Origin of the sequence: Thermosynechococcus sp. JY1331 (assembly GCF_031583475.1) — a bacterium.
Taxonomy (GTDB): Bacteria; Cyanobacteriota; Cyanobacteriia; order Thermosynechococcales; family Thermosynechococcaceae; genus Thermosynechococcus.
Genome location: NZ_CP134180.1, coordinates 1,434,176 through 1,455,918 on the forward strand (window position 1 = coordinate 1,434,176; position 21,743 = coordinate 1,455,918).

At 54.6% G+C, this 21,743-nt stretch carries 22 protein-coding genes and 1 tRNA gene; 9 read left to right on the top strand and 14 right to left on the bottom strand.

Translation table 11 applies throughout. The features are described 5' to 3' along the window. Nucleotides 1-68: 68 nt before the first annotated feature. Nucleotides 69-1,268: a nickel pincer cofactor biosynthesis protein LarC gene (gene larC, locus RHJ31_RS06900; RefSeq protein WP_302676080.1), complete on the top strand. Its 1,200-nt coding sequence runs from the start codon at nucleotides 69-71 to the stop codon at nucleotides 1,266-1,268. On the opposite strand, the gene RHJ31_RS06905 is transcribed toward larC, so the two are convergent. Then, nucleotides 1,260-1,478 carry an Hfq-related RNA-binding protein gene (locus RHJ31_RS06905; protein ID WP_149818719.1) on the bottom strand — a complete coding sequence of 73 codons (219 nt, stop codon included), beginning with the start codon at nucleotides 1,476-1,478 and terminating at the stop codon, nucleotides 1,260-1,262. The two genes, larC and RHJ31_RS06905, sit on opposite strands and share 9 nt — an antisense overlap. Nucleotides 1,479-1,508: 30 nt before the next feature. Here RHJ31_RS06905 and dapF point away from each other — a divergent pair, with 30 nt between their 5' ends. From dapF to RHJ31_RS06925, 4 genes are read left to right on the top strand one after another with little or no spacing between them, the layout of a single operon-like run. Further along, nucleotides 1,509-2,369, top strand: coding sequence for a diaminopimelate epimerase (dapF, locus tag RHJ31_RS06910; RefSeq protein ID WP_302676081.1), 861 nt, complete (start codon nucleotides 1,509-1,511; stop codon nucleotides 2,367-2,369). 7 nt (nucleotides 2,370-2,376) lie between these two features. Then, complete coding sequence (locus RHJ31_RS06915; protein ID WP_206199873.1) at nucleotides 2,377-3,279, top strand: VWA domain-containing protein; 903 nt, start codon at nucleotides 2,377-2,379, stop codon at nucleotides 3,277-3,279. Between the two features lie 9 nt (nucleotides 3,280-3,288). Next, nucleotides 3,289-4,008: a peptidase gene (locus RHJ31_RS06920; protein ID WP_302676082.1), complete on the top strand. Its 720-nt coding sequence runs from the start codon at nucleotides 3,289-3,291 to the stop codon at nucleotides 4,006-4,008. Next, the gene (locus tag RHJ31_RS06925) at nucleotides 4,001-5,113 is read left to right on the top strand and encodes a DUF819 domain-containing protein (RefSeq protein WP_302676083.1); all 1,113 of its coding nucleotides are present in this window, start codon (nucleotides 4,001-4,003) and stop codon (nucleotides 5,111-5,113) included. The genes RHJ31_RS06920 and RHJ31_RS06925 overlap by 8 nt, the downstream gene beginning before the upstream one ends. Here the strand turns inward: RHJ31_RS06925 and RHJ31_RS06930 are convergent. Beyond that, complete coding sequence (locus RHJ31_RS06930) at nucleotides 5,105-6,424, bottom strand: class I SAM-dependent methyltransferase (RefSeq protein WP_302676084.1); 1,320 nt, start codon at nucleotides 6,422-6,424, stop codon at nucleotides 5,105-5,107. The genes RHJ31_RS06925 and RHJ31_RS06930 overlap by 9 nt on opposite strands. A gap of 80 nt (nucleotides 6,425-6,504) precedes the next feature. After that, nucleotides 6,505-7,782 carry an FAD-dependent hydroxylase gene (locus RHJ31_RS06935; RefSeq protein ID WP_310445858.1) on the bottom strand — a complete coding sequence of 426 codons (1,278 nt, stop codon included), beginning with the start codon at nucleotides 7,780-7,782 and terminating at the stop codon, nucleotides 6,505-6,507. 114 nt (nucleotides 7,783-7,896) lie between these two features. Between RHJ31_RS06935 and RHJ31_RS06940 the strand changes: the two genes are divergently transcribed. Then, nucleotides 7,897-8,487 (top strand): DUF3318 domain-containing protein, encoded by a 591-nt coding sequence (locus RHJ31_RS06940; RefSeq protein ID WP_302676086.1) that lies wholly within the window; start codon nucleotides 7,897-7,899, stop codon nucleotides 8,485-8,487. Here the strand turns inward: RHJ31_RS06940 and RHJ31_RS06945 are convergent. Next, nucleotides 8,484-9,641, bottom strand: coding sequence for a DUF445 domain-containing protein (locus tag RHJ31_RS06945; RefSeq protein ID WP_302677799.1), 1,158 nt, complete (start codon nucleotides 9,639-9,641; stop codon nucleotides 8,484-8,486). The two genes, RHJ31_RS06940 and RHJ31_RS06945, sit on opposite strands and share 4 nt — an antisense overlap. Before the next feature lie 126 nt (nucleotides 9,642-9,767). Next, nucleotides 9,768-10,082: a thioredoxin gene (gene trxA / locus RHJ31_RS06950; RefSeq protein WP_302676087.1), complete on the bottom strand. Its 315-nt coding sequence runs from the start codon at nucleotides 10,080-10,082 to the stop codon at nucleotides 9,768-9,770. 128 nt (nucleotides 10,083-10,210) lie between these two features. Between trxA and RHJ31_RS06955 the strand changes: the two genes are divergently transcribed. Continuing rightward, entirely contained in the window at nucleotides 10,211-11,857 is a 1,647-nt protein-coding gene (locus tag RHJ31_RS06955; protein WP_302676088.1) for an AarF/ABC1/UbiB kinase family protein, read from the top strand. Between the two features lie 4 nt (nucleotides 11,858-11,861). Here RHJ31_RS06955 and RHJ31_RS06960 read toward each other — a convergent pair whose 3' ends face one another. Both RHJ31_RS06960 and typA read right to left on the bottom strand, forming a co-directional pair. Beyond that, entirely contained in the window at nucleotides 11,862-12,143 is a 282-nt protein-coding gene (locus RHJ31_RS06960) for a DUF3593 domain-containing protein (protein WP_302676089.1), read from the bottom strand. After that, nucleotides 12,143-13,933 carry a translational GTPase TypA gene (gene typA / locus RHJ31_RS06965; protein WP_302676090.1) on the bottom strand — a complete coding sequence of 597 codons (1,791 nt, stop codon included), beginning with the start codon at nucleotides 13,931-13,933 and terminating at the stop codon, nucleotides 12,143-12,145. Before typA ends, RHJ31_RS06960 begins: the two co-directional genes overlap by 1 nt. Before the next feature lie 139 nt (nucleotides 13,934-14,072). Here typA and RHJ31_RS06970 point away from each other — a divergent pair, with 139 nt between their 5' ends. Next, nucleotides 14,073-16,541 (top strand): cyclic nucleotide-binding domain-containing protein, encoded by a 2,469-nt coding sequence (locus RHJ31_RS06970; RefSeq protein ID WP_302676091.1) that lies wholly within the window; start codon nucleotides 14,073-14,075, stop codon nucleotides 16,539-16,541. Nucleotides 16,542-16,569: 28 nt separating this feature from the next. Here RHJ31_RS06970 and RHJ31_RS06975 read toward each other — a convergent pair whose 3' ends face one another. The 3 genes from RHJ31_RS06975 to RHJ31_RS06985 all read right to left on the bottom strand — a co-directional run bounded on the left by RHJ31_RS06975 (nucleotide 16,570) and on the right by RHJ31_RS06985 (nucleotide 17,739). Then, nucleotides 16,570-17,058 (bottom strand): hypothetical protein, encoded by a 489-nt coding sequence (locus RHJ31_RS06975; RefSeq protein WP_302676092.1) that lies wholly within the window; start codon nucleotides 17,056-17,058, stop codon nucleotides 16,570-16,572. Nucleotides 17,059-17,073: 15 nt separating this feature from the next. Further along, nucleotides 17,074-17,155: transfer RNA gene (locus tag RHJ31_RS06980), tRNA-Tyr, on the bottom strand. A 71-nt stretch (nucleotides 17,156-17,226) separates the two neighbouring features. Beyond that, complete coding sequence (locus RHJ31_RS06985; protein WP_206199863.1) at nucleotides 17,227-17,739, bottom strand: hypothetical protein; 513 nt, start codon at nucleotides 17,737-17,739, stop codon at nucleotides 17,227-17,229. 37 nt (nucleotides 17,740-17,776) lie between these two features. Here RHJ31_RS06985 and RHJ31_RS06990 point away from each other — a divergent pair, with 37 nt between their 5' ends. After that, on the top strand, nucleotides 17,777-19,741 hold the full coding sequence (locus tag RHJ31_RS06990; RefSeq protein WP_302676093.1) for an adenylate/guanylate cyclase domain-containing protein: 1,965 nt from the start codon (nucleotides 17,777-17,779) through the stop codon (nucleotides 19,739-19,741). Here RHJ31_RS06990 and RHJ31_RS06995 read toward each other — a convergent pair. The 4 genes from RHJ31_RS06995 to RHJ31_RS07010 are packed head-to-tail and all read right to left on the bottom strand — an operon-like array spanning nucleotide 19,738 to nucleotide 21,735. After that, a complete protein-coding gene (locus tag RHJ31_RS06995; RefSeq protein ID WP_310445763.1) occupies nucleotides 19,738-20,898 on the bottom strand; it encodes a geranylgeranyl reductase family protein in 1,161 nt (386 codons plus the stop codon). The genes RHJ31_RS06990 and RHJ31_RS06995 overlap by 4 nt on opposite strands. A gap of 36 nt (nucleotides 20,899-20,934) precedes the next feature. Further along, nucleotides 20,935-21,153, bottom strand: coding sequence for a GDCCVxC domain-containing (seleno)protein (locus tag RHJ31_RS07000; protein WP_206199861.1), 219 nt, complete (start codon nucleotides 21,151-21,153; stop codon nucleotides 20,935-20,937). A 16-nt stretch (nucleotides 21,154-21,169) separates the two neighbouring features. Beyond that, the gene (locus tag RHJ31_RS07005; RefSeq protein ID WP_302676094.1) at nucleotides 21,170-21,547 is read right to left on the bottom strand and encodes a SaoD/DsrE family protein; all 378 of its coding nucleotides are present in this window, start codon (nucleotides 21,545-21,547) and stop codon (nucleotides 21,170-21,172) included. 32 nt (nucleotides 21,548-21,579) lie between these two features. Continuing rightward, a complete protein-coding gene (locus tag RHJ31_RS07010) occupies nucleotides 21,580-21,735 on the bottom strand; it encodes a DUF2256 domain-containing protein (RefSeq protein WP_302676095.1) in 156 nt (51 codons plus the stop codon). Nucleotides 21,736-21,743: the final 8 nt, after the last annotated feature.

The following is a 21,743-nucleotide window of genomic DNA, read 5'->3' on the forward strand; positions in this document are numbered from 1 at the left end:
GCTCGCAGTTTCGCTCACTATAAACCCGGTATCATAGTCCTTAGTGCCGCTGCACCTGTGAGTTTGCTATGACGGTTGCCTATTTTGACTGCCCTGCTGGGGTGGCAGGGGATATGTGTCTGGGTGCCCTCCTTGATCTGGGGGTTCCCCTCGACTACCTCCAAAGCGAATTGGCAAAGCTCGGGATTGCCGATGAGTTTGAGTTGACCACAGAAACGGTGCAGCGCAAGGGACAGCGGGGATTAAAAGCACAGGTGCATCGGCGCGATCGCCACTCCCATCACCATCGCCATTGGCCAGACATTGCAGAGCAAATCCGTGCCGCCCACCTCAGCGATCGCGCCCGTGACTGGAGCCTCAAGGTTTTTGAAGCCTTGGCCATTGCTGAGGGCGCCGTGCATGGCATTGAGCCACAAAAAGTACATTTCCATGAAGTGGGAGCAGTAGATGCCCTCGTGGATATTGTTGGCACCTGCTTGGGGTTGGATTACCTCGATGTTAGTCACATTTACTGCTCGGCGCTACCCACTGGGGGCGGAACGGTCAAAGCGGCCCATGGTCAACTACCAGTCCCTGTTCCTGCGGTCTTACAACTGTGCCAAACCTACCAAGTGCCCCTCTATAGCAACGGCATTGCAAAAGAACTGGTCACGCCTACGGGAGCTGCCTTGGTTTGTGCCCTGAGTGAGGGCTTTGGGGCACCGCCAGCGATGACATTGAAACGGGTGGGCTTAGGCGCTGGGAGTCAAGAGTTGCCCCTACCGAATCTCTTGCGTCTCTGGTTGGGAACCCTGTCGAACTCAGCAGAAACAACTACGGCAAAAACCATTGTCGAACTGCAAACCCAACTGGATGACATGACACCCCAAGCCCTCAGCTATACTCTTGAACAACTTTATGCTGCTGGTGCGATTGAGGTCTTTTACCAACCCATTACGATGAAAAAGTCACGCTTGGGGGTGTTGCTCACGGTGTTGTGTCCCCCCAGTGCAGAGGCCGCCTGTGTCCAGACCCTCTTTCGCGAAACAACGACGCTGGGGCTGCGGCGGCAGGTACAGGAGCGCTATATCCTTGAACGCCAAATCAAAACCATCACAACATCATTTGGTGAAGTACGGGTGAAAGTAGCCGAACACCAAGGACAGCGGCTCAATGTCCAGCCCGAATACGAAGACTGTGCCGCCCTTGCCCGTCAGCATCAGCAACCTTGGCAGGCCATCTATCAAGAGGCCTTGGCTGTGGCGCTGCCACTGTGGCCCCTAGGCTAGCTTGGGTTTAATAAAGACAATGGCCTGTTTCCAAATAATGGTGGGTTGATCATAGTGATCGACAACGCAGAGGCAATTCATATCCTGCCAGCGCACCTTACCAACCACGAGATCACTGGTGCTGAGCTTGACTTCAACCTCGGTGCTATCTTTAATGAAGGTCTGCAACTGGCGAATGCTGGGCAGTGCCGTATTGAATTCGTCGGTCATTGGTTTCCCCTCTCGTACCTTTTTAATTCTATGAGCGTATCTTTTCAGAAGTATCAAGGGTTAGGAAACGACTTCCTCCTCATTGACAACCGCCATCAGGAAGAGCTGCTCTTAACCCCAGAACAAGCGCAACACTGGTGCGATCGCCACTTTGGCGTGGGCGCCGATGGCGTCATTTTTTTGCTGACAGGCACGGGGGATACCGACTACCGCATGCGGATGTACAATGCCGATGGCTCAGTGGCCGAAATGTGCGGTAATGGCATTCGCTGTTTGGCCAAGTTTATTTTTGCCCTTGAGGGTCGCTCCGCCGGCGAAATCGTGCGCTACCGCATTGACACCCTTGCTGGTCTCATTGTGCCAGAGGTACAAGCGGATGGTCAGGTAACGGTGGATATGGGCAAACCCCAACTCTTGGCGCAGCAGATTCCCACCACCTTGGCAGCCGCAGATCAAAAGGTGATTGATGTGCCCCTAATGGTGGGCGATCGCCCGTGGTTGGTGACGTGTGTGAGTATGGGAAATCCCCACTGTGTCACGTTTGTCGAGGATGTTGCTGCGGTTGATCTGGCAACCCTTGGCCCACAGTTTGAACATCACCCCGTTTTTCCCCAGCGTACCAATACTGAGTTTGTCCAAGTCCTAGGGAGCGATCGCCTGCGGATGCGCGTCTGGGAACGGGGAGCGGGCATGACCCTTGCCTGTGGAACGGGAGCCTGTGCCACTCTCGTCGCTGCCGTCTTGACCCATCGCCTGAGTCCTGTGGGCGATCAAGCCCAAGCCACGGTTGAACTGCCGGGGGGAGATCTCCATATTCGCTGGGATTTGCCTAGCCAACATTTGTATATGACCGGGCCTGCCCTCGCAGTCTTTAGCGGTACCTTGCCTTAGGTGAGTTATGACCCGTCGGCGACAACTGTGGTATTACCCTCTTTTTCAGATTCCCCTCATTCTTTTCATAGGCTGTGTCCTGCTGGCGCTGCTCTTCTCACTGTTGAATTGGGGACGCCCTAGTGTCGCCGTTGTCCTCTCCCTTGATCTCAGCGGCAGTACGTTTGGCAATAATCCGTTGCAATTTAATCAACCCCAAACTGTAATGGCGCAGCAGGTGCTCGCTGCCAAGCTCTACTTGCAACGCAACCAACGGGAACTCACCAACCCCAACGAAGTCATGATCCACGGCTTTGGCCGCAATGTGGTGTTCCTGACGCCGCGGTTTGAGACCAATAGTGATCTGCTCCTCACCCAATTGGATCAAGCCCTCAATCGCAGTGACTTGCTTGCCCAAGTGGATCCCAGTGCCACCAATCTTTCGGGGGCGATCGCCATGGCCACCCAACAACTGCAACAGATCTCGAATCGCTGCCGACAACTGCTCCTCATTACCGATGGGGAAGCCCCAGTAGATGCAGGCGTGGTGGCCAATGCCCGCCAACAACGAGTCAAAATCAACGCCATTGTTGTCGGTGATCATGCTCCGCAACTGGCCGCCGCTACCCAAGTCACAGGTGGGCAATACCGCTCTGCCCCCGTCGCCATTCTCGAAGAACTGGTGGGTCAAACCTTTTTTGAGGGCTTCAATAGCAACGCCCGCTGGCCAATCTTTTGGGGCGGAATGGCCGTCATTTGTTTTATGTGGCTCTTGGTCTTGCCCTTGGATCGCTGGGTGTTGCAGGGATGGTTGCATCTGCCGATGAATCTGGCGGGTCAAATTGCCTTGCTCAATGCCTTTTTCTGGACGGTGGCAATTCCCCTTATTCTCTGGCGATTTCCGGGCTGGCCCTTTGTACAGACCTGTTGAGGAGCAAGGATGAAGCGTCGCTGGTGGTTCTTGGTGTGCATGGTTGCCCTAGGATTGATGCTGGGCGGTACCCAAGGGAATTGGGAGTCCTTGGCAGGCACCGCAAACCTGACGCGCCAGAATATCCAACTGCCAGCAGCAGTGCATTATCCGTTGCCCCCCTCCCTAGCTGAGATTCCTAGGAAAGGTGAGGACTATTTTGATGAAGTCCAAGCGGTGGAAGTGGGCTATCTACTGTGGACAGAGTTCCCGGTCACCGTTGCCATTGAACCGCCGCCGTGGGATCCGAACCATGTGTGGCAAGCAGCGGCAGAACAGGCCGTAAAGGAGTGGTCCGCCTATTTGCCCCTAAAAATTGTGGATGCCAGCCTAGCGGCGAATATTCGCTTGCTCTCGCAGCGACCCACGGATCAAAATAACCGCCGCGCCCGCTTTGCTGAAACCAGCTACGAACTCTTTGTGGATAGCCAAGGGGTGCTGCGTCATCGCTGCCGTGTCGTGGTGCGTCCGACTCAAGCTGCCAAGTTTGTCCTTGCAGCGCTGCGCCACGAACTGGGTCATGCCCTCGGCATTTGGGGACATAGCCCCCTACCCACTGATGCCCTCTATTTTGCCCAAGTGGCGGATCCGCCCCCCATTTCACAGCGGGATGTGAATACCCTGCGGCGGGTCTATGAGCAGCCGACACGGTTGGGACAGCAGCTAGCGGAGTTGACCCCCCATGGATGACTTGATCCTTTGGGGCATCCTATCGACGCTGACGGCGCTGGGGCTATGGCTAGAGCAGCGTTTTCCCTGGGCAGCACGCTTGGGGTCTGCGCTGATTGTTTTGATTCTGGCTGCCATTTGTGCAAATTTGGGTCTTATTCCCCAACAATCGCCGGTCTATGACACGATCTACGGCACCATCACCTCGTTGGCGATCGTCTGGCTACTACTGCTGGTGAATTTACAGGATGTGCGGCGCTTGGGGCGATCGGCGCTGTTGGCCTTTGGCCTTGCCAGTTGTGGAACCTTGGTGGGCGCTCTCCTTGCAGGTGTGCTGTTCCATCGTTGGTTTTTGGGGGATACCCGCCGCTTGGCGGGCAGTTTGGCGGCTAGTTATATTGGCGGCAGCATTAACTTTGTGGGGGTTGGGCGTGCCCTCAACCTTTCGGATTTGCTCTTTAGTGCGGCCACGACGGCGGATAACCTGCTCACGGCAGTTTGGCTGGCGATAACCCTTACTCTACCCTCGCTATTAGCCCGTTTTTATCCTCCACGGGATGCAGAGGCAACTGTTAGAGTGATGCCGCTACCGACGACCTCAGCGATCGCTCCTGTGGATTTGGCCATTCTCCTCAGCTTGGCCATAGCTATCTTGGTCTTGTCAACGGCGCTGCATCAGTTTTGGCCGCTAATTCCCACTGTTGTCTGGCTCACCACCCTCAGCTTGGCGCTGGCGCAATTCAAATGGATGCGCTACCTGCGGGGCACGGGCGCTTTGGGAATGTTTGGCCTGAATCTTTTTTTTACGGTGATTGGTGCCGGTACCCATGTGCCCTCGCTCATTCCAGTGGGACTGGAAATGATTCTCTTTACCACCATGATTGTGTTTACCCACGGTCTTGTCACCTTCGGCCTTGGGGCACTCCTGAAGTTGGATGTGGAACTGCTTGCCCTTGCCTCCCAGGCAACTGTTGGCGGACCAACCACAGCCGTTGCCCAAGCCACGGGTCGGCATCAACCCCAGTTAATGGGGGTCGGGATTACCTTGGGACTGCTTGGCTATGCGATCGCCAGCTATTTGGGACTGGCGCTTGCCCAAGTTCTTGGCTGGATGGGTTTAGGGTAAACTAACCAGAACAAATAAACTCAATTCCAAGCGGGTCAAAAGGGCTTGCAGTTGTTGCCGTGCCACCCTTGGTTCAATGGGTTCTAGGGTGAGGGGGTCGAGGGGAGCCAAGCGTTGATAGCGATCGCACAGCTCTGGAAAGGGAAGGGGCTGATCAAACAAGGGCAGCAGTGTTGCCAATCCCAGCGGATCCACATAGACCGACGTGGGACTAGAAAAGGACATAAATGTGCCCAAGTCTACAATCATGCGGTCATTGAGATACCCTAGCCATTTTTCCTTGATTGCCTCAGTGCGCAGTTGCGGATGCAGATAAATCGTACTTTGATCCCACTGCTCCTCAGACCATTCCCCTAAGTCGGGTACCGCGGCACGGGGTTGCGGAGTACACCAAAAATCCAAGAGGCGATGCACGGGATGCAAAAGTTCATACATCTCCAATTGCACTGCCTGGGGCACATCGGGCAAGCTCAGCGCTAAAAAGGTGGGCAGGTTCTCTGGGTCTTTGAAGAGATCCACCAGATTCCAGTGGCGCCAGTTAACCATGGAAATGAATTCCAGACCCGCTGCTTCTAGGTATTGAAAGAGTTGGGGAATCGTGCTGCCCTTATCGCCCACCAGTAAATGATTCGCCAAGAGGGTCTCATTACTCTCCTCCTTCTCATAGTGCGGGTTCCAAGCGCGAACCTTCAGATCGACACCATCCTTGAGTTCTTTCATGATCTCGCGGACAATGTCCATTTCCATTTCTTCGGGATTGTCGTCCATCAAGCCCATCAGCTTAAAGAGGTTTTGGGCACGAAAGTAGGGGAAGCGTTGCAGCGCACTGTGGAGATTGGCGCGCAAGATACCATCGGGCTTAAGGACACTTTTGAGGGCATTGAGGCCTGCGACAGGATCGGGCAGCAGATACAATACCTCATCGCAATTGATGTAGTCAAACTGCTCGCCCCAACTGGGTAAATCCAAAATCGAACGCGCCTCAAAGTAAACGTTGTCAAAGTGATGGAACTTGAGTCGCTCTGCCGCTAACTTCACAGACTCAGGGGACAGGTCAATACCGACAATTTCCGCGCCGGGGTTGGCGATCGCCAGCACTAAGGACTTATAGCCAGTGCCACACCCGGCATCGAGAATCCGCTTGCCCTTGGTCTCTGGCACCCGATGATCCCGCACATAAAAGGCGGTCACCAAATCGTGGACAAAGAGAACATTCGGCTCATCCTTGGGAGTTTTGTCAATGGCAACACGGGGATAGGGGCCATAGTCAAACTGGCGGCGAATTTTCTCTAGATCATCCGTAGCAGCCATCTATTTCTCCCAAGTGGTTCGTTTCTCTGTCAAATTAATCCTACAGAATGACGGCGCTGGAGATAATTGCGCAGAAAGTTTTAACGCCCTCTGGGGAATTGACGATCGCTCGGTAGGGGTAGCAGGAGACCGGCCATAAACCGCAGCACCAGACGTTTGAAGGGGGCAACAGTTCGCAACAGCCACAAGCCCCAGCGGCGCACCCCCACCAAAGGCCACCACGCATTGGAAAAAAGCCGATTGAGTAGGTCGGTAAATCCAAGGGTTAGGGCATTTTGCCACCAGCGTTGACGGTGAAATTGGATCAAGGACGGGCGATCGCCCAGTCTCTCACAAGGTGTAGCAAGAATTTGTTGCGCCAGTGCCCACACATCCCGCAGGCCTAAATTTAGCCCTTGCCCTCCCACCGGATGACAGCGATGGGCGGCATCGCCAATAACCACAAAGCGATCGGCCACATAGGAACTGACCTGCATCAGTTGGGTGGGGAAAATAAAGCGATCGCTCACCCCCGTAATCTGCGCCATCTGCGGGTCAAGATAGGGCTGAAGTTTCGCTAGAAAGGCGCGATCGTCGAGGGCAGCAACGGCTTGTGCCTCTGGGTGGGGCAGTGTCCAAACCACTCGATAGCGATTCCCCGCTAGGGGGAGCACCCCCATGGGGCCTGTTGGCCAAAAGCGTTCATAGGCGATCACGGGTTGGGGATGGGCAACCTCGAGGGTAGCAACCACACAGGACTGACCATATTGCCATCCCTTGGGTTCAATGCCCATCTGCTGCCGCAGGGGAGACTTGCCACCATCTGCTGCCACCACTAAACGCGCTGCCAAGTGAGCCACCTTGGGTGCGGCCGGGTCACCAGAAATGAGCGTCAACTGAGCGCGATCGCCCTTCACTTCATTGGCCACCACCCGCCACGGACAATAGAACGTCACATTACCAACAGACTGTAGAACACTCTGAAGGGTCTCGGCGATCGCGGCGTGCTCAGCCACATAACCAATGGCTTCTGTGCCCAAATCGGCGGGGGAAAAGCGAACGGTCAAGGGGCAATGGCCATCGGAGAGTTGCACCACCTCAAAGGGCTGCACATGGGGCATCAGCTGATCCCACACCCCTATCCCCTCAAAGAAGTAGCGGGACACTTGGTGCAGAGCATAGGCTTGGCCTTTGGTGTTTTCCCGCGCGTAGGGTGTTGCTTCGATGAGGGCGATCGCTAGGCCACTATGGCGTAGGGCGCAGGCCAAACTCAGACCCACAATCCCCGCACCGACAATCGCCACATCCACGGCGGGCAATTCTTGGCCAGAAGCGACCAGCGATTGTTCTGCGGGGGCAAAAGCCGATGTCATCACCATTTTGATTCGGGCACAAAAAACACTTGCTCCCTCATTCTAAGGAATTTAAAAGATTGCAGAAAAGGGATGGTAATGGCAGACTAAAGGCAGAGCAATGAGTGTATGAGTTTCCCTATGACCCCAGAGGCTGAGATTCCGCGCTTGCTTGATCTGATGCCGGCGTCGGCACGGATGCGCTGTAAGTTGGTTTCTCGACCACAACAAAGCAAAGTGTTGCGCTATCAGCCCGCTCTTCCTTGGGGCGATCGCCCGATTGAAATTAACTTTCGCCTGTGGCAGCATCTCGATACCCCAGAGCGCGATCTTTTATTGCTGCGGGCAGTGGCGTGGTTTAACACCACGGGTTTGATCAAACTTGACCTCTACCAAGGACTCACGGTGGCAGGCTTGCTGGGTACAGTCTTACAAGTTGTCCAAGCAGATCCTGTCGGCATTTTGGTAGCCGGGGGGCTAACCACCTTTGCTGGCCTTCAAGTGTGGCAAAATACGCGGGGCATTCCCGTGGAAGTAGCGGCCGATCGCCAAGCCCTGCAATTGGCTCAACGGCGCGGCTACAGTGAACAAGAGGCTGCCAAGGCTCTCCTTGCAGGGATTTCTCAGGTGGCAGAGTTAGAGCGGCGTCCTGTCCTCACGGTCACAGAACTCATTCGCTGCCAAAACCTGCGCCAGTTGGCGGGTGAATCTGAGATCAAAGTTCCTGTTTAGGGGGCTTGCAGACTTTGCCAGTACAAAAAGCCGGCCTGTGCCACCCCAATCAAAAAGCCAAGAATGCCCCCCAAGCGGACAATGGCTTGCAACTCACTGCGAACAATGCCCTGAATGGCTAGTTCCAGATTTTCTGGCGAGGTGGCCTTGACCCGCTCCACAATCACCCGATCCAAATCCAAAATCGGAATCGCCCGCTCAATAATCAGTTCCATATCCCGTTCCAGATAGCGATCGAGCACTAGAGCCAATTCATCGCTGACCACTTCCAGCGAGGCACCCAGACTGGCTGAATCCCGCAGTCGCCGCAAAATACTCAGGGAAATCGTTTCCCACTCCACCGTTTGACTGAGCGTTTCAACGACACTAAAGCCCTGCTCCTGGATATAGCTGCGCACTGTCTGCCGAAACAGTTGCCGTAGCTCCCGCACCGTACCGAGGGGCAAACTTTGTAGGGTGATATTTTGCAGCGCTTCCACCAAGCGTTGCCGCAGTGCCAATGCCGTGATTAATTCTCCAAGGCGGCGGTTACAAGCTTCGCGTTCATTGAGACAATACTCCCGCAGGCGAATTAACGTATTGCGCACCCCCACCAGATTAGCCACCACCCAGTAGGTGCCACTGGTGTTTTGCCGTAGTTCTTGATCGAGGACATTAATCGTGCGATCGGTGAGAAAGTCAATAATCGCCAGTCGCAGGCGATCGGGGGGCAACATGACCGACAGCAGCCAATCTGCCAGTTTTTCCGCCTGCTCATCACTCAGTTGCAGCTCCACTAATACCTGATCAAAGAGTTGATTCAGTTGTGGTTCCAGAAAATCTTCCCGCCGCGACCACACTTTAATCAAACGGGGTAGGGCACTGCCAAAAAAATCCCGTAGAATATTGGCCAAAACTTGAGCCGATCGCTGTTCACTTTGAGCCTGAATTTGGCTCAGACTTGTCTGGAGGAGCCAATGGATGACCGCCTTCACTCGTTCCACTTGCAACAGACGCCGCGCTAAGTTTTGCAGCTCCTCTGGCGTCAGGAGAGAACCCAGAATGGCATCAGCAATGCGACGAGCCAGCCGCTCCTGATTGCGGGGAATCAGACCGGGGGTAAAGGGGAGTGGCTTGCCGCCGACATAAATAGGCTTGTAGGGGCGAAAGAGCATGGTAATGGCTAAATCATTCGTAAAGTAGCCGATGACGCCCCCCGCCAACGGTGGTACGAGCAATGTCCAATAGCTGATATTGGCCAATCCTGATTGATTCCTCAAATACCTTTCTTTTGAAGAATTTTACAGGCGGCGAATGGCGTCAATGAGAACTTCTGGCGGCTGAACTCCTTCCCAGCGCTGAACCTCACGGCCTCGGTGGAAAAGAATCAAGGTTGGCAGGGCTTGAACGTGGTATTGACTTGACAGTTGGGGATAGCGCTCGGAGTCAATTTTGACGACCTCAACAGCCGATTTCAAAACTTGCTTGACCTGCTCTAAAATGGGTGCCATCATGCGGCAAGGACCACACCAGTCGGCATAAAAGTCAACCAAGAGGGGTTTGTCTGTGGTGGCTAGGAGATCGCTGAAGCTACTAAATTGACGTGTTGTCGCCATAGCAAATTCCGATCAGGACTCTAGTTCTCATCATAGACACGGCAGAAGAGAATCGGGGCGAGCAAGTCTGAATGCCCGTGACAAAGGGAGTATTGTTGAGGTTGGGCACTTTTTGTGATTGCTGCTGAATGCTGGTTACTGCCTCTACCTATCGTCCGAGTTGCTGGCTCCTGTTTCGCCGTGTGAGCCAAATTGTGGGGGTGTTGGGGCGCTTTGGGAGTCAACTGCTGTGGGATTATGCTTGGCGGCGGCGGAGCGATCGCGCCCAATCTCAACGTGCGCGTTGGCTCGTACAGCAATTATTGGTCTTGGGGCCGACCTTTATTAAAATTGGTCAGTTTCTCTCCACTCGTTTTGATCTTTTGCCCTCGGCATACATTGAAGCGCTAAGAAAGCTACAGGACCAGGTGCCTGCCTTTGACTCGCGACAGGCGATCGCCCTGATTGAGCAGCACTTGGGGCAACCCCTTGCCGATCTCTACGCCACCTTTGATCCCAAACCCCTTGCAGCCGCCAGTCTTGGTCAAGTCCATCGCGCCACACTCCACAGTGGTGAACAGGTTGTTGTCAAGGTACAACGCCCCCATCTAGAGGCGAAATTGTATCTGGACTATCTGGCCATTGGTGAACTCATTCGCTGGGGCGATCGCTGGCTGCCCTTTCTCCGTCCCTATGCCCTCCACGAGATCTATGAGGAGTTTTTTAGTATTCTGCTGCGGGAAATTGATTACGTTCAAGAGGGGCAAAATGCCGATCGCTTTCGGGCCAACTTTGCCCAAGACCCCCATATTCGCGTCCCCAAGGTCTATTGGACGCATACTTGCCGCTATGTCCTGACGATGGAGTATCTCCCCGGCATTCGCATTGACAATCGCGCCGCCATCGAAGCCTTTGGCTTGAATCCCCAGATGATTAACCAGCGGGGAATTTGTTGCTATCTCAAGCAATTATTGATTGATGGCTTTTTCCATGCCGATCCGCATCCGGGGAACTTGGCCGTGACCAAGGAAGGCGATCTGATCTTCTATGACTACGGCATGATGACAGAAGTGCCAGCCCTGAATCAGCAGCAGATGGTACAAACATTTTTTGCGGTGCTGCAAAAGGATAGCGATCGCGTGATTGCTGCCTTGATTGAACTGGGGCTATTGATGCCTGTTACCGATAGAGTCCCCCTACAACGGATTATGCAATTGATTTTAGATCGATTTACCGAACGGCCTGTGGATTTAACCGCCTTTCGGGAGTTGCAACAGGATGTGTATGCCCTTTTTGAGCAGCAACCCTTTCGCCTACCCGCAAAGATGACCTATATTCTCAAGTCCCTCACAACCCTCGATGGGATTGCCCGCAGTTTAGACCCTGAGTACAACCTGAGTGCGGCGGCCCAACCCTTTGTCAAGGAATTCATGCGTCACTCGCGGGGGGGCTGGCGAGAACTGATTCACCAAACCCAAACCCTAATCAACCAGCGATTACAGCAGCCCAGTCGGGTTGAAGTGCGGCTGCAACAGTTAGAGGATCGCTTGGCTTGTGGCGAACTGCAACTGTCGGTGCGCAATCCCACCATGGAGCGGCAACTGCGGCGCATTGAGAGTTTGTTAATTTGTTTAGTCTATTTGGGATTGGCTGGTTTTACCCTTTTGGCGGGGGCGATGTTGTGGTCAGCCAAAGCTTTGGGGGGGGCGATCGCTCTTTTTACAGTAGCAGCACTAGCGGGTTTGGCACTCCTGCGTAGTTGGCTGCGCTTTCTTTGGTTATGCCGCTGGCAATAGGCGCTTAGGAGGATTCCCTGAGGGCGCGGCGAAAGCCCAAGGCAATCAGGATATTGGCCAAGGTTAGAAAAAATTCTGCCCCCCCGTGCAACCCATCCACATTGGCCAAGGTTGTGTCATAGACCTGCTGGGCATAGAGTCCCGCTGGAATGGTGACAGCAACAAACACCAGTGTCCCATAGAAGCCAATGAGGGCTAAACGGGGGGTGTTGGGGTTGCGGGTCATGAAGTACAAGAACCCCAAATAGGGAAACAGCGAGAGGGCAAAAAAGGCATTCGTCAGCATTAGCGGCGTGCCAGCTTCTTGCTCATTTTGCGCAGTCGGATGGATTGGGGCGTTACCTCCACCAGTTCATCGGGGCCAATGTACTCCAGTGCCCGCTCTAGGCTCATTTCCACAGGTGCTTGCAGTTGCACTAGTTCATCCCCCGTTGAGGAGCGGAAGTTGGTGAGTTGTTTGGCTTTGCAGACGTTGATTTCGAGGTCTTGGGGACGGTTATGCTCACCGACAATCATACCCTTATAGACTTTGGTGCCGGGGGTAATGAAAAAGACACCACGATCTTCGGCGTTTTTCAGGGCATAGAAGGTGGCCGTGCCCTCCTCAAAGGCAATTAAGACGCCATTGCGACGGGTGCTGATCTCGCCTGCCAAGGGACGATAGTCCAAAAAGCTGTGGTTCATAATCCCTTCGCCGCGCGTTAGGCGCATAAATTCGCCCCGGAAACCAATGAGACCCCGCGCCGGAATCACAAACTCCAGTTGCGTCCGACCATTGCCCCCCACCTGCATATCCTGCATTTCACCGCGTCGCTGGCCGAGGCGCTCAATACAGCCGCCAACGGCTTCATCGGGAACGTCGAGCACTAAGCATTCGTAGGGTTCGCAGGGCTGACCATTGACTTCACGATAGATCACCTGTGGCTGGGACACTTGGAATTCATAGCCTTCGCGGCGCATCGTTTCAATGAGAATGCCAAGGTGCAATTCACCCCGACCAGAAACGGCAAAGCGATCGGGGGAGTCGGTTTCTTCGACCCGCAGTGCCACGTTGGTTTCCAGTTCCCGAAACAGGCGATCGCGCAATTGCCGCGAGGTCACAAAGGTTCCCTCCTGACCGGCAAAGGGGGAGTCATTGACCGCAAAGGTCATTTGCAGGGTCGGTTCATCCACTTTGATCAGGGGTAGGGCTTGGGGGTTGTTGGGGTCGGTGATGGTTTCGCCAATGTTGGCATCACTAAAGCCCGCGATCGCCACAATATTGCCGGCACTGGCCATGTCCAATTCAATCCGCTTCAGTCCCTCAAAGCCCAAGAGTTTGGTCATCTTTGCCTTGACAATTTGGCCGTTATCCTTGACCAAGGCCGCCTGCTGTCCCACCTGCACGGTGCCGTTGTGAATTTTGCCAATGACAATTCGCCCTAGGTACTCCGAGTAATCCAAGGTGGTCACCTGCAGTTGCAGCGGCGCATCGGGATTGCCCACGGGCGGTGGAATATGGCGGACAATGGCCTCAAAGAGGGGCTGCATATCCTTGCCCTCTTCGTCTAGATCTGTTTTTGCGTAGCCCGCCAAGCCCGAAGCAAAAAGATAGGGAAACTCGCACTGATCATCATCCGCCCCCAGCTCAATAAATAAGTCCAACACCTTATCAATGGCTTTGTAGGGTTCTGCCTGCGGCCGGTCAATTTTATTCACAACCACAATGGGGCGCAGACCTTTTTCCAGGGCTTTTTTCAGGACAAAGCGGGTTTGGGGCATTGGCCCTTCGTTGGCATCGACAATCAGCAGACAACCCTCCACCATGCCAAGGACGCGCTCCACTTCACCGCCAAAATCGGCGTGGCCGGGGGTATCCACAATGTTAATCGTCAAGTCTTTGTAGCGAACCGCTGTATTCTTGGCCAGAATCGTAATGCCACGCTCGCGCTCCAGATCATTGGAGTCCATGACGCACTCAGGAATGTCTTCTCCTTCACGAAAGGTACCCGACTGACGCAGTAGGGCATCCACCAGAGTGGTTTTGCCGTGGTCAACGTGGGCGATAATGGCAACATTACGAATCGGCAGACTCATAGCGACTTCCTGCGGGTTTTGTAATAGAGCGTTGAGGAGCGTAAGAAACCTTTACAATCCTAGCGTAGTTTGGTAAAGGAACTGAGCCATAGGTAGTGAGGTGTTTCCTCATCACTAATTTTGTTGGGGGGTGCCCTCGATGACCGATCGCCTGAGTTGGCTGCAAACCCATACTCCTCTTAGATCGCTTTCTTTGGCAGCATTAGAGGCGATCGCTGCCGCCCTGCGCACAGAATCCATTGCGGCCAATCGTCGCATTGTCCTTGAAGACACACCCGTTACTCATCTGATGATCCTGCGATCAGGAGAGCTGGAAGCCTACCACACCACCCGCGATCGCCCCGCCACTATAACGACCCTGCCACCGGGAACGGTTTTGCACTGGCCAGAACTGGTACTGGAGCAACGGGCACCGCAAACAGTGATTACCCTCACGGACTGTGAATTGTGGACATTGCCCCGCGAGGTGTTTGCCACATTGGCTGATCAATTTCCCGAACTCCGCCAACAGGTGTCGCAGCAGTTGCAAAGTACCCTCAGTGATCTTGCCCACGAGCAGGAGCGGCAGGCAGTCTTGCGCCCCTATCTTGTACCGCGCGTAAAACAGGGAATTGTGGGGAGTAGTCGCTATGCCGTGCGCTTACGCCAAGGGATTAAAGAGGCCGCGAGGGATCGCCAGCCGGTATTGATTTTTGGTGAACCGGGTCTGGAAAAGGACAATATTGCTGCGCTAATCCATTATGGCTCGCGCGATCGCCGTCAACCCCTGATTCGTTTTAACTGTGGTACCCTATCCGCCAATGGGGCAGAACTCTTTGGCAAAGCCAAGAAACCGGGTCTGCTTGACTGGGTCGCAGAGGGCACCCTGATCCTCAACAATGTCCATGAATGGCCTGTCCACCTCTATCCGCAACTGCGCCGCCTTGTGGCCGAACAGACCTATGAACCCGTCGCCGACCCCCCCGTACCCTCCCGCCGCTTTCCGGGGCGATTGATCTTGATTGCCGAAAAGAAAGGCTGCGGTTACCAAAATCTGGTGCACCACCAAATTAAAGTACCCCCACTGCGGGTGACAAAAGCAGATATTGAAGCCTTGGTGAATTACTATATTGCCCTCTACTGCCGGCAACGGGGCATTCCTAAGCCTCAGATTACCCCCGAAGCCCTACGCCGGCTGCAAAGTTATGATTTTCCCGGCAATTTGCGGGAGTTGGCGAGTCTGGTGGAGCGTGCCCTTGTGCAAGCAGACGGGGCGGAGTTACTCACTGAAGAAGTCTTTTGGCCGGAGCGATCGCGCCAACGGCGATTTCGTTGGAACCTACTTAATGCCTATCCCCAATTGCGTGCTTTTCTACGCAGTCTGTGGTGGCCCGATCGCCTCAACTATGGCCTGACCCTTTGGCTTTTTCCGCTGATTGTCGCCATTGGCCTCTGGGGACCCCAAGATCGCCCAGACAACTTTACCCTGAACCTCTTCTGGGCGTGGTGGTGGCCGGTCTCATTGCTGATCTTTCCCTTCTTGGGGCGCATTTGGTGTGCGGTCTGCCCCTTTATGATCTACGGCGAAGTCCTGCAAAGGCTATCCCTCAAGATTTGGCCGCGCAAGCTGCGCCCTTGGCCGCGTCAACTGGCGGAACGCTGGGGGGGCTGGGTGCTCTTTGGTCTCTTTGCCGTGATTCTCCTGTGGGAAGAATTGTGGGATTTACCCAATACGGCCTATCTCTCCAGTTGGCTACTGATCTTGATTACAGCGGGAGCCGTGATTTTTTCTCAGCTCTATGAACGTCGCTTTTGGTGTCGCTATCTCTGCCCCATTGGTGGCATGAATGGCCTCTTTGGCAAACTCTCCATTCTTGAATTGCGGGCACAGCAGGGGGTGTGCGCTGCCAGTTGCCAGACCTACCAATGCTACAAAGGGGGGCCCGCCCTTGGGGAAGGTCAAGAAACGGGGGGCTGTCCCGTCTATTCCCATCCGGCTCAACTAACGGATAACCGCAATTGCGTTTTGTGTATGACCTGTCTCAAGGCTTGCCCGCATCGCTCGGTGGAAGTGAATCTGCGTCCGCCGGCTATTGATCTCTGGACTAGTCATGAAGCCACGGCGGCTGAAGTTTGCCTGCTGTTTTTGCTCTTGGGGGCGGTGGTATTGCACCGTTTACCGCTGCTTCTGGCATGGCTGGGACTTGCAGAGGCCAATTTGGGCCTGCAGGCGATGATTGCGGTGGTGGCGCTAGCTCTGCCGGGACTCTTGGCATGGGGTTGGCATCAGATACACCGACAAGGCTCGGTTCCCTTTGTGCGCTTGGCCTACGGGTATCTGCCTTTGGTGCTGGGTGCCAATTTGGCCTATTATTTGCCCCTTGGTCTAGGGGAGGCGGGTCAGTTGTTGCCCGTAACCTTTGCAACCTTTGGCCTCGATGGCACGAGTTTGCCCAGTTGGCAAGCCCATCCAGCAGTGATCGGGTTCCTGCAAACGACCACACTTGTCGTCAGTACCCTTGCCAGTTTGCTCCTCAGTCAAAAGATTGCGCGATCGCCCCTACGACAGATGTGGCACCCTTGGCTAGGCATTCTCGCTCTCGCTTGGGGAATTGCCTATTTACTTTGATGGGCTGGGCTGGATTCGCAAAACTTCATCAAAGGCGTGGCGTGTCAAAGAACAGCAGCTTAGTGATTAAGCCAGCAGCCAGCACTAGCAGCGTCACCAAGAATCCCCACAAACGAGCATCGGTTCCATCCTGCCGTTTGACAATTTGCTGCAATGTGGTCTCTACTGTGTCAATGCGCTGCCCCAATTGTGTCTCTACGGCACTAATACGCTGCGACAATTGCGCCTCAACGGCATTGATGCGCTGTTCCAGCTTGGCCTCAACGGCATTGATACGCTGCTCTAGCTTGGCCTCAACGGCATTGATACGCTGCTCCAGTTTGGCCTCAACAGCATTGATACGCTGCTCTAGCTTCGCCTCGACGGCATCAATTTTGTCCTCAAGTCGTTGGAATCTCTCGCCACTGGTGGCAATGTGAATATCTAGCTTTTTCTCTATAGCCTGAAGACTGGCCTGCATCCCTTGGATGGCATCCAATACTTGACTCAATTCCGATCGCGTTACAGGTTCACTCATGCTTTTTTATCTCTATGGGCCGGGCTGGATTCGAACCAGCGTAGGCGTAGCCAACGGATTTACAGTCCGCCCCCATTAACCACTCGGGCACCGACCCTTTCATCGCGATTTTTTAATATACCACATCAGGGGGGAGACTTGAGCTTCCCGTTTTGAGAAAACAATTCCCTACTCGTCGAGGGTGTAGCTTTGCAGGTTTTCTAGGGGTTGTACTTTGAGGAGACGTTCGGCGCGGCGAATCTCGCTGTCGCTACCTTGAATTAGGATCAGGTATTTGCCCCGCTGCAATCGCTTTTCAAAGGGGATGCCCGACTTACCCGTAATCACCACTTGCAGACCACCACCTACAGTGAGACTACCGAGAGCGCCAGCGATCGCCCCAAAGATGCCCCCCAAAAGACTATTGTTGAGGCGATCCAGCATCGGCAGAATGTCAATTTGAGTCGCTTGGTTAAAGGTAAAACCGGCAAAGAAGCCAAAGGGAACAAGCCAGATCAACATCCGTTGCATTTGCTGGCGTGCCACTTGAAAGGGATCGGTGAGTCCCAACTCTGACCACTGTTTGTAGCCTCGACCCAAAAGGGCGACCTTTGCCATGGGGAAGCCGTCCTTTTCCAGCTGGGTATAAACGGCCTCGGCTTGGAGGCGATCGCCCAATGTCGCTACCAAGTAATTTTTCATAGCGATAGGATGAAGAAAATCTCTTGCTTGCAAAGCTATGCTGCCCCTATTGTCCCACTTTCGCCGCACCTTTGCTGATCTGGGCCTGATTGTCGTAGCCAGTGCCATCGCCAGCACGGTGGTGATTGGGATTCGCGAAATGGGTTGGCTCCAACCACTGGAATTGGGTGCCTACGATCGCCTGATGCAATTGCGCCCTATGCCCGGCCCCGATCCGCGACTATTGGTGGTGGCAGTCACCGAAGCCGATATTCAACGTTACCGCTCCCTATCGCTGCCGGATCAGATCTATGCCCAAGCTCTAAAACAACTCCTCAAACATCAGCCCCGTGCCATTGGTCTTGATATTTACCGCGATTTTGCTGTACCGCCGGGACATGAGGAATTAAACCGCCTTTGGTTAAGTTCCGATCGCCTCTTTGCGGTCACGAAACTAGGGGATGCCACTCACCCGACCATTCGTCCGCCGGCTGCCCTCAGTGCCGATCAGGTGGGATTTAACGATGTCACGGTTGATGCCGGTGGCATTGTCCGTCGCAGTTTACTCTTTTTGCCGGACGATCAGGGGAATACGCTGTACTCCTTCTCATTACGGTTAGCGCTGCGGTATCTGGCGGATGAGGGGATTGAGCCTCGCAGCAGTAATGCGGATGCCAATGTGATGCAGTTGGGGCAAAGTATTTTCACGCCCCTGCAACCCAATGATGGTGGCTATGTGGGTGCCGATACAGCGGGCTATCAAATTATGCTCAACTATCGCGGTGATCAGCGGGCAGTAACCTGGGTACCTTTGGAGGATGTGCTCAATGGGCGGGTTGCTCCTGCATTGATTCGCGATCGCGTGGTTCTCATTGGCAACATTGCCGAAAGTGGCAAAGACTTTTTCTATACCCCCTTTAGTTCCGGCCTGCGGGACAATCAGCGCATGGCAGGGGTGTTTATCCACGCCCAAATGGTGGGGCAATTCATTGATGCGGGTTTGGGCGATCGCGCGGTTATATGGTTTTGGCCCAACAGTGTGGAGAACGTTTGGATTGTTCTTTGGGCATTGATTGGTGCCATCCTTGCTTGGCGCGTGCGGCATCCCTTGGCTCTAGCAACGGCAGTGGGCACGGCTCTCCTCATCCTACTGCTGGCCTGTTATGGGTTGTTTTTGAAACTGGGCTGGGTGCCCCTTGTACCGCCAGCATTGACCCTCCTCCTTGGCAGTGGCGGAGTCGTCACCTACACTGCACAACAAGCCCAACAGCAACGGCAAATGGTGATGCGCCTCCTTGGCCAAAATATCTCGCCGGAAATTGCCGCTGCCATGTGGGAACGGCGGGATGAACTCCTCAAGGATGGTAAGTTGCCCGGCCAACGCCTGATTGCCACACTGCTTTTTACTGACTTGAAGGGGTTTAGCACCATTTCTGAAGGTATGGAACCGGAGGAACTCTTTAACTGGCTCAATGCCTATCTAGAAAAAGTGGCGGATGTGGTCCAAAGCTACCACGGCGTGATTAATAAGTTCACCGGTGACGGCATTATGGCCGTGTTTGGCGTGCCCATTAAACGAACCAGCCGCGAAGGAATTGCCATTGATGCCCGCAATGCCGTGGATTGTGCCTTGGCCTTGGGACAACTGCTAGAGGAACTGAATCGTGAATGGGCGGCTCAAGGGCTACCGCAGGTGATGATGCGGGCGGGGATCTACACAGGTCCGATTGTGGTCGGCAGTCTCGGTAGTAAAAATCGCCTCGAGTACGGTGTGATTGGCGACAGTGTGAATACCGCCTCGCGCCTTGAGAGTGTGGACAAGCACCGCCAGCCTAGCCCCTGTCGGATTTTAGTGGCACAGGAAACGCTGGAGTATCTCGGCGATCGCTACGAGGTCGAGGCATGGGGACCGTTGGAACTCAAGGGCAAAGAGCGCAAAATTCAGGTCTTTCGCATTCTCGGCGTCCGCGAAGGGCTGGCGATCGCCCCCAATCAGCCCACCGCCATTGAAGTGGAGATCTAACGTCCGGGAATCAGGGAACTGCTGAGCCGTTGGATGGCACGGCCAGCAATATCGCGATAGCGCAACTCACCACAGAGGACTTGACCGAGCCGCTGGGTAGCGGAGGGGCGTTTCATGGCAAGGTGGTAGCCGACCTTCGGCATGCGATGGAAGAGTGCTGCGAGGCGTTGCGCCCACACTAAATCCGCTCCCCATTCCTCCTGCAATCTTTTGCTGTAGGTGGCCAAGGCATCCACTTCGCCAGCAAGAGCTGCGTCAATGGCTTCAGCAGCCCGCATGCCACTGTAGAGAGCAGGACGAACTCCCTCAGCCGAAAAGGGATCTACCAGACCAGCGGCTTCACCCGCAAGGAGGGCATGGTGGGTATGGAGTGGTTGCTGACCCTCCCATACCCGCAGGGGATGGTATTGAATGGCAGCGTCGGCCAACTGCAGCCCATGGGCAGCGCAATACTGTTGCAAAATCGGTTCCCAATTGGGGCGATCGCTGCCCCGCACAACGGCAACCCCAACGGTTCGCTGGTTCCCCTTCGGAAAACTCCAGAGGTAACCATTTTTCACGAGGCCAAATTCAAAATGCGCCGCGCGATCCCCCCCTAGATTGGGGATGGTCATCACCGCCGCCGTGCGCACCACTTTGGGCTTAAACCCCAGCCACTGAGCCACTTGACTATTGGCACCATCGGCAGCAATGAGATACCGCCCACCATAGGTCGTGGTTGCCGTGTGGATCTGCCAGCGATCTGCTTGGAACGTAATCCCAGTAACCTCGGTCTGATCTGTAACAACCGCACCCCTTTGTTGTGCCTGCTGCAACAGGTACTGATCAAACACCGTGCGATCAACAATCCAGATGGGTTCGGGAATGCTTAACTCGGCTTCAATGGCATCACTGAGCTGCCAACTGTAGCGCACAGTGCGGGTGGTATCGGCAATGGCGGGCTGAAAATCAAAATCAAACCACTGGGCAATGGCGGGTGAAACCCCTCCAGTGCAGGGCTTTGAGCGGGGCAAGGCCAATTTTTCTAGAACTAAAACCTGACGTCCGCGGCAAGCGAGATGATAGGCGGCTGACCCGCCAGCAGCACCCCCACCCACCACAATACAGTCGTAGATTGCCTGCATACGGTTACTCACGGGAGGCAAAAGCGCCCCCACGATAGCGGTTTCCTCAGGGGATAGCAACCCCCAATTCTAGCGATCGCCAGTGTGTTCCAGCTGCCGCGATGGGCAAGGAACCGTGCCGTAGCTACAGAAGACACAACAGTCCCCCGCCTTGGGTTTGAGGTGGGCATGACATTGGGGACACTCCCAGAACACGACACAGGCATCGCTGGGCATCCATTCCGCTTGCTCCGTGTGACAATGGGGACAGACCAAGGTGCTGGAAAACACAACTGACGGTTGACTCATCTTCCTCAGCAGAGACTCAAAGGGTAATGACTTGATCGAGTCCGCTGTCTGCAAGGCTAGCATAAAACTGCGGAAAGCAGCCACATACTACCCCTTCAACCATCCCCTTGGCTTTGACAGAACCGGTGCCACATTCGTCAAATGTTCCTTCAGCCAAACCACGGCGCACCGCACACTGATCACAGGCCATGAGTAAAATCCCCTGTTCCTTGGCAATGCGGGCTAAGCGCTCACCAACGGGATCCCCTAAACGCAAACAAAAGAGGTTATCATCAAAAAACATCATACCCACCACTTCAGCGCCATGATCGCCCCGCTCCAGCTGCGGTAAAACCATCGTTGCCAGCTTAAAGGTGCTGGCCATGTCAGTGGCAAAAATATAGGCAACTTTCATAGAACCATTCCTTTTGATTCAGCAAAAGCACATTAACTTTGGGCTTGGGAGCGCCGCCGCCGACAGCGCTCAGAACAGTACCTCACCTCCTCCCAGCAATTCGCCCATTTTTTGCGCCATTGGAAGGGTCGGCCACAGACCAGACAAATTTTGCTGGGAAGGTTTTCTTTGCGCCGTTGCTTGGCCATGATTGGGG